This window comes from Streptomyces sp. CBMA29 (assembly GCF_014596445.1).
Lineage (GTDB): Bacteria > Actinomycetota > Actinomycetes > Streptomycetales > Streptomycetaceae > Actinacidiphila.
The window spans coordinates 19,648-31,303 of the sequence record NZ_MECL01000217.1; the positions used below are offsets into that span (position 1 = coordinate 19,648).

General features: G+C 72.1%; 10 protein-coding genes. 3 read left to right on the forward strand and 7 right to left on the reverse strand.

The genetic code is table 11. From position 1 onward, the window contains the following. Positions 1–1,236 carry an ABC transporter substrate-binding protein gene (locus BGM09_RS29175; RefSeq protein ID WP_188284712.1) on the reverse strand — a complete coding sequence of 412 codons (1,236 nt, stop codon included), beginning with the start codon at positions 1,234–1,236 and terminating at the stop codon, positions 1–3. A gap of 267 nt (positions 1,237–1,503) precedes the next feature. Here BGM09_RS29175 and BGM09_RS29180 point away from each other — a divergent pair, with 267 nt between their 5' ends. Further along, positions 1,504–3,489 (forward strand): alpha/beta hydrolase family protein, encoded by a 1,986-nt coding sequence (locus BGM09_RS29180; protein ID WP_188284713.1) that lies wholly within the window; start codon positions 1,504–1,506, stop codon positions 3,487–3,489. A 52-nt stretch (positions 3,490–3,541) separates the two neighbouring features. Here the strand turns inward: BGM09_RS29180 and BGM09_RS29185 are convergent, their stop codons facing one another. The 4 genes from BGM09_RS29185 to BGM09_RS29200 form a co-directional block, all read right to left on the reverse strand. Then, complete coding sequence (locus tag BGM09_RS29185) at positions 3,542–5,698, reverse strand: ATP-binding protein (protein WP_188284714.1); 2,157 nt, start codon at positions 5,696–5,698, stop codon at positions 3,542–3,544. A gap of 154 nt (positions 5,699–5,852) precedes the next feature. Then, a complete protein-coding gene (locus tag BGM09_RS29190; protein ID WP_223187762.1) occupies positions 5,853–7,004 on the reverse strand; it encodes a glycosyl hydrolase family 18 protein in 1,152 nt (383 codons plus the stop codon). Between the two features lie 96 nt (positions 7,005–7,100). Further along, positions 7,101–7,934 carry a GntR family transcriptional regulator gene (locus BGM09_RS29195; protein ID WP_188284715.1) on the reverse strand — a complete coding sequence of 278 codons (834 nt, stop codon included), beginning with the start codon at positions 7,932–7,934 and terminating at the stop codon, positions 7,101–7,103. A 242-nt stretch (positions 7,935–8,176) separates the two neighbouring features. Next, positions 8,177–8,569: a DUF5997 family protein gene (locus BGM09_RS29200; RefSeq protein ID WP_188284716.1), complete on the reverse strand. Its 393-nt coding sequence runs from the start codon at positions 8,567–8,569 to the stop codon at positions 8,177–8,179. Positions 8,570–8,628: 59 nt separating this feature from the next. On the opposite strand from BGM09_RS29200, the gene BGM09_RS29205 reads away from it, so the two are divergent. Next, positions 8,629–9,411 carry a LysR substrate-binding domain-containing protein gene (locus tag BGM09_RS29205; protein WP_188284717.1) on the forward strand — a complete coding sequence of 261 codons (783 nt, stop codon included), beginning with the start codon at positions 8,629–8,631 and terminating at the stop codon, positions 9,409–9,411. A gap of 114 nt (positions 9,412–9,525) precedes the next feature. On the opposite strand, the gene BGM09_RS29210 is transcribed toward BGM09_RS29205, so the two are convergent. Then, positions 9,526–10,134, reverse strand: coding sequence for a malectin domain-containing carbohydrate-binding protein (locus BGM09_RS29210; protein ID WP_188284718.1), 609 nt, complete (start codon positions 10,132–10,134; stop codon positions 9,526–9,528). Positions 10,135–10,364: 230 nt separating this feature from the next. Here BGM09_RS29210 and BGM09_RS29215 point away from each other — a divergent pair, with 230 nt between their 5' ends. Continuing rightward, a complete protein-coding gene (locus BGM09_RS29215; protein WP_188284719.1) occupies positions 10,365–10,685 on the forward strand; it encodes a DUF6191 domain-containing protein in 321 nt (106 codons plus the stop codon). Positions 10,686–10,713: 28 nt separating this feature from the next. Here BGM09_RS29215 and BGM09_RS29220 read toward each other — a convergent pair whose 3' ends face one another. After that, the gene (locus BGM09_RS29220) at positions 10,714–11,613 is read right to left on the reverse strand and encodes an aldo/keto reductase (protein ID WP_188284720.1); all 900 of its coding nucleotides are present in this window, start codon (positions 11,611–11,613) and stop codon (positions 10,714–10,716) included. Positions 11,614–11,656: the final 43 nt, after the last annotated feature.

Below are 11,656 nucleotides of genomic sequence, written 5' to 3' on the forward strand. Positions count from 1 at the left end.
CTACTTCCCGCCCGCGATCGTGCCAAGGTCGAGGGGCTTGCCGCCGACAAGCGTCTGGCTGCCGTCGGCCTGGGTCTCCAGGGCGATGAGATCGCGGCCGCAGGCCCCGCCGGGCATCAGCTTCGCCGTGCAGTCCTGGGGTGTGCCGAGCACCTGGCGCCCCTTGAACGAGGCCATGGCCCTGTTCACCGTGGTCCGGGTGATGTCACCGCCGAGGCCCTTGAGGAGGTCGACGAAGGTCATGACGGTGGAGTAGCCGTAGGGCGCGTATCCGAAGTCGAGGTATTTCTGCGCCCCGGCGGCTTTCGCGGCGGCCTCGTAGGTGTCGAAGTCCTGCTTCAGCGAGCCGTCGTACTTCTCGGCCGAGGCGCGCGAGCCGTAGGGGAAGAGATTCTGCACGGTCTTGACTCCGGCGGCCTGCGGTCCCAGGTCCTTGATGAACTGGGTGCACTGGCCGACGACCAGCTCTCCCGTCCAGTTCATCGATCTGGCCGTGCGGACGGCGTTGGTGCAGTCGTTCTCCGACAGGGCCAGGATGATCCCGTCGGCGTGCTGGGACTTGGCGGCGTTGACGGCGGCGGTGATGTCCGGGTTGGCCGGTGCGACGAGCGACAGCGTGAGGCGCACGTCCGCGCTGGCGGAGGCGGCCTTGATCCCGTCGAAGGCCGTCTTCATCTCGGGTCCGATGTTCGGCAGCACGAACACGCCGTTGTGGATGCCCATGAGCTTCTGGACGGGTCCGGTCGCGGCCGTCGCCGCCGCGGACGGCGCCAGCATGATGGTGTTGTCCGGGTCGCTCTGTACCGCGGGGCCCGCCATGGCGCCGAAGATGTGCAGGCCCGCCTTCTTGAAGATCGGCAGCGCGGAGTCCAGGCTCCCGTCGTCGCCGTTGAGCACGGCCAGCACGTTCTTGCCGACCAGGTCGTTGGCGCAGCTCGTGGAGGTCGCCGGGGTGCCGTCGGTCGAGCACGTCTCCAGCTTCAGCGGGCGGCCGTCGACGCCGCCGTGGCCGTTGATCCAGTCGGCCGCCGCCTTGGCCATCGCGGTGACCTCGGGCAGTGCGATGCTTCCGCTGTCGGAGTTCACGAAGCCGACGGAGATCGGGGCGCCGGTGGCCGGGTCGGGTCCGCTCGACGTGCTCGCTCCGGTGTCGGAGCTCCCGCATCCGGCGAGCACAGCCGTGGCCGCGACGAGCGCGAGGATGGCCCTTCCACTTCTGGCAGGGGGTGTTCTCATGGTCGTGTCCTCCTGGCGCTCGGCCCGCGAGAGGTAGCGGTTCACGGCCATGTAAGCGGCAGTTCAGCCGCCAGGACCCCCGACAGGAGTCGGGCGTCGGCCGGGCCGTACGCAACAGATGGCGAGCCGCCGCTCGGGGGACGGCACGCGACGGTTGTCGTCCGGCCGGGCTGAAACTGTCGACATCCGCAGGTCGCCGGGCGCCTTGCCCGTCCGGCACGCTGGTACCGGCGCACACGGTGCGGGCACCGGAGGAGAGGGAGTCCCATGTCAGCGGATCTGAGGGCGACACCGCGGTACCGGAAGGTGGAAGAGCACCTGCGTGCCCTGCACGGGCCCGCGTTCGGCCGGGCCTTCGGCCTGCGCGAGGCGGACGTGACGCGGGACGGCGCCCGGACCGTGGTGACCGGCGACATCATGGACGGCCTCGAAGGGCCGCCCAGGACCGCCCTGTTCACCGCGGCGGACGGCGCGCTCCGGCAGATCTCCGCGGTCGGCGGTACCGCGCGGTCGGGGCGCTTCTCGCCCGACGGGCACACGCTGGCGTTCCTGGCGGACCGCGCCGAGAAGGGCAGCTTCCAGTTGCACCTGCTGCGCGACGGCCGCCTCGGTGAGGCCGAAGCGGCGCCCGCGGTACCGGGCACGGTCGAGTATCTGCACTGGTCGCCGGACGGCCTGCGGATTCTGCTGGGTGTCGCCGGTCTCGGCGCGGACCTGTCCGGTGGACAGGGCTCGGGGACGAACCGCACGAGCGCGGGGGAGGCCGCGGCCTGGCTGCCCAGCACCGACGGTGACGTGAACGGCGACTCGGACGACGCGTGGCGCGGCCTGTGGCTGTACACGCTGAGCACGGGCACGGTCGAACGGCTCTCGCCCGAGGGGCTGAACTGCTGGGAGGCCGGGTGGTGCGGACCCGAGCGGGTGGCGGCGATCACCTCGGACGCGCCGGGCGAGGACGACTGGTACGCCGCGTCGCTCGGTCTCATCGGCCTCGACGGCGCGGTGCGCAGGGTGCTCGGCAGCAAGGTCCAGCTCGGGCTGCCGGTCGGCTCGCCGGACGGCACGCTGCTGGCCGTGGCGGAGGCGGTGTGCAGCGACCGCTGGGTGGTCGCCGGGGATCTGCTGGTGGTCGACCCCGCGTCGGGGGGCACGCGGCGGATCGACACCGGTGGCACGGACGTGACCCGGCTCCAGTGGATCGACACCGAGCGGATCGGCTACCTCGGAGTGCGCGGTCTGCACTCCGTGGCGGGCGTCGTGCGGATCGGCGACGAGAGCGTGTCCGAGGTCTTCTCGACCACCGAGGCGCGCGGCGGCGGTACGTTCCACCCGGACGGTGTCTTCACCGCCGACGGCGAGGTGGTGACGATCAAGGAGTCGTACGTACTCCCCCAGCAACTGGTGCTGTCCGGCGCGGACGGCGAGCGGGTGCTCGCTTCGGTCGCGCATCCCGGCACCGACTATCTGCTGTCCGTGGGCGGCTCCGCCCGGCCGGTGGAGTGGGACGCGCCCGACGGCACCCGGATCGAGGGCATCGTGTGCACGCCCCCCGGCGACGGTCCTTTTCCCCTGGTCGTGAACATCCACGGCGGGCCGGTCTGGGGTTTCCGCGACTCCTGGTCGATGAAGGCGGCGTGGGTGCCGCTGCTGGTGTCGCGCGGCTACGCGGTGCTCAACCCGAATCCGCGCGGCAGCAGCGGGCGCGGGCAGGCGTTCGCCGGTCTGGTGGTGGGCGACATGGGCGGCGCGGACACCTATGACTACCTCTCCGGGATCGACGCGCTGGTCGAACGCGGCATCGCGGACGCCTCACGGGTCGGCCTGATCGGCGGCAGCTACGGCGGCTTCATGTCGTCGTGGCTCGTCACGCAGGACACCCGCTTCGCCGCGGCCGTCCCGATCTCCCCCGTCACCGACTGGTACAGCCAGAGCTTCACCAGCAACATCGCCGGCTGGGGCAACCGCTTCCTCGACGCCGACCCGGAGCAGCACGGAACCCGCGCCCACACGCGCAGCCCCGTGCTGCACGCCAGCAAGGCCCGCACCCCGTGTCTGAACGTGGCGGGCGCGCTCGACAACTGCACGCCTCCGGGACAGGCCCAGGAGTTCCACCAGGCACTGCGCGCGCACGGCGTGCCGTCGACGCTGGTGATCTATCCGCAGGAGGGCCACGGGGTACGGACCTACCCGGCGCAGATCGACTTCCTCACCCGGGTGACAGACTGGTTCGAGCGCCACATGCCCGCGGTGTGACGGCCGAGGTCCGCGCCGGGCGCGGGTGTGCGGTGGGGGGTGAACGGGCCGCTCACGCGGTGTGGCTGTCCGGCTGGAGGGCGGCGGCCAGGGCGGTCGGGCCGTGGGCGGTGGACCCTTGGGCGTACGCGGCGGCGTACGCCTGGTCGCCGAGCGCCGCGCGGGCCGTCTCCTCGCAGCGCTCGCGCACCAGTTGGAGTTCCGGGGCGCCGCGCTGCGGGTGGCCGACGCTGCGCCAATAGGCGCCGCCGGTGCCGTAGACCGAGGCGGCCTGCTCGGCCCGGCCCTCGGCGGCCAGGGCCGCGGCGAGCAGGTCGAGGCCGAGCGCGATGCCGAAGGCGTCCCCGATGAGGCGTTTGCTCTCCAGCATGGTGCGGGCGTAGCCGATGGCCTCGGTGGGGGCGCCGGCGAAGAGGGCGACGACGGAGAGCTGGTAGTCCAGGTAGGAGCGGGTCCAGACCTCGCCGGTGCGTACGCAGTGCTCACGCAGTTCGAGGGCCCGCTCGCGGCCTTCGGCGAAGTCCCCGAGGGCGGTGAGGGAGAGCACTTCGACGAGGTTGCAGCGCAGCCGGTCCGGAGAGTCGAAGGCGAAGCCGGGCGCGGCGCCGAGCGCCGCGCGTACCGCGTCCAGTGCCTTGCGCGGCCGGCCCATGAGCAGGCCGAGCAGGCCGGTGAGGCAGGCGGCGGCGATCTGCTCCTCCTCGTCGCCGCCCGCTTCGGCCGCGGCCTCCACCTCGGCGCTGATCTCGGTGGCCAGGGCGTAGTCCCCTTGGAGGGTGACGGTGGCCCCGAGGCCGGTGAGCGCGCGGGCGCGGGCCCGGTCCCGCGCGGTGTGCAGTTCCAGGGCGCGCTCCAGATAGGAGCGGGCCTCTTTGAGGTGGCCGCAGCAGGTCCAGAAGTACACCAGCAGCCCGGCGAGTTCGGCGGCCCGCGCCGGGTCGTGGACGAGCCAGTGATCGAGGGCGGAGCGCAGGTCGGGGTGGGTGTCCTCGATCACGCGGTAGCCGAGGAGCTGGTCGGGGCTCGACCAGCTCTCGTCCGCCCAGCGGGCGAGGCCGGTGAAGTAGTCGGCGTGACGGCGGGCGGTCGCGGCGGACTCGCCCAGCTCGCGCAGCCACTCACCGCCGTACTCGCGGATCGTGTCGAGCATGCGGTAGCGCTCGCGGTGTCCCGCGCCGCTCGCCGCGTCGTCGGCGGTGGCCGTCCTGATGATCACCGACTGGGTGACCAGCCGTTCCAGGGTCGGCGCGATGTCCGCGGCGCGCAGCGGGCCGCCGGTGGCGACCGCTTCCGCGGCGGCCAGGTCGAACGCGCCGCGGAAGACGCTGAGCCGGGCCCAGAGCAGCCGTTCCTGCGGGGTGCACAGCTCGTGGCTCCAGCCGATCGCGGTGCGCAGCGTCTGGTGGCGCCGGGGCCAGACGAAGTCGGTGCGGGACAGGACGTCGAAGCGTGAGCCGAGGCGGTCGGCGACGTCGGCGACAGTGGCGGGGCCGACCTGGGCCGCGGCCAGTTCGATGGCCAGCGGTATCCCTTCGAGGCGGCGGCAGATGGCCGCGGCGGCCTGCGCCGCGCCCGGCTCCGCGAGCGGGGCGTGGCCGAGGCGGCCGGTGACTCGCTGGTTGAAGAGCGCGAGCGCGTCCTGTCCTTCGGCCGACAGCGGTGCGACGTCGATCAGTTCCTCCACGGCGGAGGCCAACGGGCGGCGGCTGGTGGCCAGTACGGTCAGGCCGGGCGCGGCCGTCAGCAGTTCTCCGACGAGGTGGGTACACGCCTCGATCAGGTGCTCGCAGGAGTCGAGCACGAGTAACAGGCGCTTGTCGGCGAGCCATTCGCACAGCGCCTCGACGGGCATCCGCGGTGAGTGGTCGGCGAGGTCGACCGCGTCGCTGACGGTGGCGAGCAGCAGGTGCGGGCTGTCGAGGGTGGCGAGATCGGCCCACCAGGTGCCGTCGGGGAAGCGGGAGGAGTCGGTGCCTTCCGCAGAACCGATTCGCCGGTCCGCCCCCGGCTCCTGTTCCGCGGCGACTTCCACGGCGACGCGGCCGACCGACGCGCGCGCCGCCGCCCGCTGCGCGAGCCGTGTCTTGCCGACTCCGCCGGGCCCGGTGAGGGTGATCAGCCGACGGTGTGCCAACGCCATGTCCAGCCGCGCGAGTTCCGCCGTACGGCCGACGAAACTCGTTGTCTCCTGCGGAATGTGCCCCTTCATGGCCACAGCCTGACACTGACCGACCGCGGAGGGAAACGGGCCGTCGTGGTGAAGCGCGGCGCGAGCGGCTTATGAGGGCGCGTCAGACGGCGTACGCGGGACCGGACTCGGGCCGGTCCCGCGGGGCGCGCGCTTCACTCGTGCTGACGGAGAGTCACCCGGTGAACCAGGGGTTCCCGCCGCCGAGGGACCAGACGGAGACTTTGGTGACGCCCAGTGAGGTCAGCACCGCCAGCTTGGAGTTGAGCGCGGTGCTGTCCACGTAGTCGTAGAGCTTCCCGCCGGAGACCCAGCGGATCTCTCCTGAGGAGGCGTCGCGACGGGCCGCGATCGTGCTCGGGTCGGTGGAGAAGCCGGGGCTGTGCTTCATGTCGCTGAACTGGATGTTGCCGGTGACCGCGTCCAGGTCGCACGGGTCGGGCGCGCTGATGCCGTACGAGGGCAGGGCGATGACCAGCCGCGACGGGTCCGGGATCTTGCTCTGCGCGTACCGCGTGACCTGCTTGAGCCAGGCGAGCGGGGTGATCGGCAGGCACCGGCTGCCGGGCGCGGTGTCGAACTCCTCGTCGTACGCCATGATGTCCAGTTCGTCGACGCCCTTGGCGCTGACGGCGGCGTAGTCGTAGAAGTCGGCGTCCTCGGTCATCGCGGGCGCGTCGACCACGAGTTTCCTGCCCTGCGCGTGCAGGGAGGTCGCGAGCTGGCCGAGGAAGGTCTTGTAGTTGGTGAAGTCAGCGGCGCTCCAGGACCAGTAGTCCTCCATGTCGACGTCCACGCCGGTGAGTTGGTTGGTCACCACGAAGGAGGTGAGCTGCGAGACGGCGTCGGCGCGGTTGGTGCTGCTGCTGACCAATGCGTGGACGTCGGCGGTGGTCATACCGGAGATGGTCGGGTACTGGTAGGCGGAGTGCGCCTTGAGGTCGGCGACGTTGGCGGCGCTGTAGGTGTTGCAGAGCCCGGCGGCCGTGGTCTCCAGGGTGACCTTGCCCTTGCTGGTGACGCTCCAGTACTCGGGTTTGAGCGCGCCGTTCTTGACCCGGTTGTCGGCGTACTCGCTCGGCGCGGTGCAGGTGGAGTCGCCGGAGGAGCCCGGGTAGAGCCAGGTCTGTAGCTGTACGGCGGAGGCGGCGGTACGGGCGGCGGGCTGCCGGTGGGCGCCGCTCGACGCGGCGGCCGACGTACCGGTGCCGGACGTACCGGTGCCGGACGTACCGCTGTCGGTCGTCATGGCGCCTGCGGCCATGGCACCGGCGAGGGCGGCCGAACAGGCGGCGGCCGTGGCGAGGATGAGCCTGCGACGAAGCATGATCCGTCCCTTCGGGGCGTGGGGGTGCACCGCGCCGGCCGGGGGCGGCGGCGCGGGGTGGGGGGTGACGGAGAAGTCGTAGGTGGGCGCGGGGGGCTACCCGTTGTCGTTCCAGTAGGGGTCGAGGACCAGGGTGTCGGCGCCCGGTACGCGCGAGGCCGCCGACCAGGAGCCGCCCAGGACGCGTCCGCTGTCGGGCTCGGGGGCGAGCGACAGTTCGGTGAGGATGCGGTACCGGTCGCCCCGGTAGACGGAGCGGGTGAACTCCACGACCCGCCCGTCCGCGTCCTTGGCGGCGCGTTCGAAGAGCAGGGCCGGGGTGTGTACGGGCACGCCGAGCAGTTCGGCCTCGGCCTCGTCCACCACGGTCGGTTCGATGAGCTGTGAGGCGCGGGTGAGCAGGATGCCGTACCGGCTGCCGAGCAGGCGGTAGAAGGAGTCGGCCTCCAGGTCGTGGGCGGTGAGGCCGGGGACCAGCGCCAGCGGTACGTGCAGCGTCTCGACGCACATCGGGTCGCCGTCGACCAGCCGCAGCCGGGCGATCCGCAGGATCCGGTCGGCCGGGGCGGCGCCGAGGCGGCGGCCGATCCTGGGGCCGGCGGCCATGGCGGTGAACTCCACGGTGCGGCTGGTCCACGCGCCGTCCACACCGCCGACGCCCATGCTCGGTCCCGGCCCCGCGGCCGGACCCAGGCGCTGGGCGACCTTGTCCTCGGCGACGAAGACGCCGCGCCCGTGGGCCCGGATCAGCAGCCCGTCGCGCACCAGGTCGTCCATCACCGAGCGCAGCGTCGGGCGGGAGACCTCCAGGGTCTCGCAGAGCTGGCGCTCACCGGGCAGCGGCCGTCCGGTCGCGGTCTCCTCGACCAGGTCCAGGAGGTGCGTACGGATGCGCTGCCGCTTCTCCCATCGGCTCTCGCTGCTGACCATGGGCCCACCAGTCCTGTCCGCGCGGAGCGGGTGCCGGTGTCTCGGCGTCCGGACGCCGAGGTGTTCGGCGACGCACCGATGATGGACCCGATTCTTACCACTGGTCAATATGTGGTCAACGAATCCGCGCCCGAGCGGGAGTCCCGGACGCGAAGCCGGTACCGGAGGCCGGTTGTCGCGCCCGGGTCAGTGGATACGGGTCAGGGTGTACGGGGCTGCGGGAACGGGGCTGCGGGTACGGATCAGCGGGCGCGGGCGGCGCGCTCCGCGTTCTTCTCCTTGATCCGCACCGCTTCCTTGCGGACCTCCGCCTGCACGGCGCGCTCCTCGACCAGCCACCGCGGCTGGTCCTGCTTCAGCGCCTCGATCTCCTCGGTGGTGAGCGCCTCGGTCACGCCGCCGCGCGCGAGACCCGCGATGGACACGCCGAGCTTGGACGCGACGACGGGGCGGGGGTGCGGTCCGTTGTGCCGCAGTTCCACCAGCCACTCGGGGGGATCGGCCTGGAGCGCGTTGAGCTCGGTGCGCGAGACGACACCCTCCTGGAACGCGGCGGGTGTGGCCTGGAGGTACACACCCAGCTTCTTCGCCGCTGTCGCGGGCTTCATGGTCTGGGCGGTCTGCTGCGACGTCATGCCGTCAAGGGTAACGAGCGCGTGCGCCACCTCCGACCACCAGCGGATAACCTGCTGGGGTGACAGGTTCGGAAGTACCTCCTTCGTTCCGGCTCGCATACGTTCCGGGCGTGATGCCGACCAAGTGGGTGCGGATCTGGAACGAGCGCCTGCCGGAGGTCCCGCTCACCCTGGTACCGGTGCCCGCCGCCGAGGCGTTCGGCGCGCTGCGGGACGGCGGCGGGTCCGGCGCGGACGCCGGATTCGTACGGCTGCCGGTCGACGGCGCGGACCTCAGCGCGATCCCGCTCTACACGGAGGCGACGGTGGTCCTCGTTCCCAAGGACCACGCGGTCGCGGCGGTCGACGAGGTGTCGCTGGCCGACCTCGCGGACGACATCGTGCTGCGTCCCCTGGACGACACCCTCGCCTGGGAGACGCCGCCGGGGCGGCCCGCGAAGGAGCGGCCCGCGACCACGGCGGACGCCGTGGAACTGGTCGCGGCGGGTGTGGGCCTGCTGATCGTCCCCCAGTCGCTGGCGCGGCTGCACCACCGCAGGGATCTCACCTACCGGCCGGTCCCGGACGCGCCCGAGTCCCGCGTCGCCCTGTCCTGGCCGCAGGACGCGACCACGGATCTGGTGGAACACCTCATCGGCATCGTGCGCGGTCGCACCGTCAACAGCACGCGCGGCCGGCCGCTCCCGGAGCGGTCCGCACCAGGAGCGAAGGCCGCGAAGGCCAAGGACAAGGCGTCGGAGGTGCGCCGCAAACCCGCGCCGGGCCGGGGTTCCGGAGGCAAGAGCGGCAAGAGCGGCGGTACGGGCGGCGCGAAGCGCGGCAAGCCCCGGCGTCGCCCGTAGCCGGACCGGGGTCCCGGTCCTCCCTACGGCAGCGCGGTCGGCCGGACCACCGTCGAGGCACCGTCCGGCCGACCGGCCGCGGTCACGTAGGGAATGTGCGCCGACGGCGGATCGTCAGCTTTCGGGCGTCACGACAATGGCGTTGACCTGGGCCTGGTTGGCGGAGCCGCGGGTGAAGTCGATGGACACGGCGCCGGAGGCGTCCACGGTGACGGGGAAGTCCTTCTCGACGCCGAAGGCTTCCTGGCCGTCCGCGCCCGCCGCCACGGCCGTGCCGATGATGTCGAAGTCGGTGAGGACCTTGGCACCGTCGATCGTGACGTCGAATTCACGCTGGCCGGAGTGGGTGTAGTACCAGTCCATGAAGTAGAGGCGGACCTGGTAGTCGGCGCCCGGGGTGAGACCGGGGATGCTGTAGGAGGAGTCCCCGACGCGTGAGGTGTTCCAGATGTCGGCGGGGATCGGGTGGGCGACGGTCCGTCCCCAGTTCGGGAGACTGGGAGCGCCCGCGGGAATGGTGTCGGGCCTGCCGCCGGTGCCGGTGTCCGCGATGAAGTCGCCGCCGCCCGCGCCGCCGAGGTCGATCGACACCCCTGGCGCCACGTCGGCGTGAGCGGTCCCCGCGGTCACGAGACCGCCCAGCACCATGCTCAGCACGAGGGCCGCAGCGGCGGCCATCCGCGTCCACACCGAGGTGGACAGGCCGTTCAGCGTTGATGTCATGCGTTCTCCCAGATGTCCGGAGGCCGCTTGGAGAGCGCTCTCCAAGCACGGATCAGTGTCATGTACTCACCACCCTCCGTCAAGGGAGCCTCCCGCCGGGCGCCTTGCGCGGCCGACGCGGCAACAGGGCGACGTGAAGGCACGGTGGCGCGAAGGCACGGTGGCGCGAAGGCGGAACCGGCCCCTGCCGACCCATGGATCACCGGCGCCCGGACGGCGATACTGGGAGCATGACGTTCGTCGTTTTCATGACCCTGCCCGGTCTGGTCATCCTGCTGACCCTGGTGGCCTTCGCCGATCAGATGCTCATGCGGGCCGGGCGGGCCGGAATCCTGCCGTGGCGCGGTCCTGGCCGCCAGGGGCAGATCTCGTCCACCGGCTTCGAGATGCTGCACGCGAGCTTCTCGCCGGGCAAGCAGAACGAGTTGAAGGAGCGGCAGTCCGCCCTCGTGCTGCGGGACGACGAGGAGGACGGCGCGCCGCCGAACCGTACGACCGTCGATCTCCAGCGCGGGACCGCGGTCGTACGGATGGCGCGGCCCGGCTCCTGAGGCGCGGCCCTTGCGGAACGCCTCTCCCCTACGACGGCACGCGGCTCGCGACCGCCGCGTCCAGTCGGCTCACTTCGGCCTGACCCAGGTGCAGTTCCGCGGCGCGGGCGGAGTCGAGGATCGTCTCGGGGCGGCGGGCGCCCGGTATGGGGATGAGCGCCGGACTGGTGGACAACAGCCAGGACAGCGCGGTGCGTTGCGCACTGGCGTCGTGGGCGCGGCCGATGTCGGTGAAGGCGGCGGTGAGTTCGTCGTCCTTCGTGCCGATGGTGCCCAACGGTCGCCAGGCCAGGAACGCCAGGCCGAGTTCCTCCGCGCGGCGCAGTACCGCGCGGTGCTGTACGGCGCTGGGTGAGAACTCGTTCTGCACGGCGACCAGCGCGTCACCCAACAGCTCGTGCGCCAGGTCGAGTTCGGCGACGGTGACGTTGGAGACGCCGACCGAGGTGACGGTCCCGTCGGCGACCAGCCGGAGCAGCGCGGTCAGCGAATCGGCGATCGGCACCACCGGGTCGGGGGCGTGCAGGAAGAACAGCTCGATCCGGTCCAGGCGGAGCCGGTCGCGGGACGCGGCGGCCGAGCGGACGAGGTGGTCGGGGCTGCTGTCGGTGAGCCACCGCCCGTCGCCCGGCCGGACCCGGCCCGCCTTCGTCACCACCGTGACCGCGGCCGCGTCGCCGTCCCAGCTCTCCAGCGCGTCGGCGATCAGCGTCTCGTTGTGCCCTACTTCGTCGGCACCGGTGTGGTAAGCGGAGGCGGAGTCGATGAGGGTCACTCCGGCGTCGAGCGCGGTGTGGATCGTCGCCGTGGCCCGGACGCGGTCCGGGCGCCCCTCGATGGACAGCAGCATGCCGCCCAGGCCGACCGGGAAGACCTTCGAACTCCCGCACGCGCGGGTCGGGTTGGTGAGGTGCGGTGGGTGGTGCATACGGCTCCCTGTCTCGTGTGATGGTGCTGCCGCGTGCGGCTCG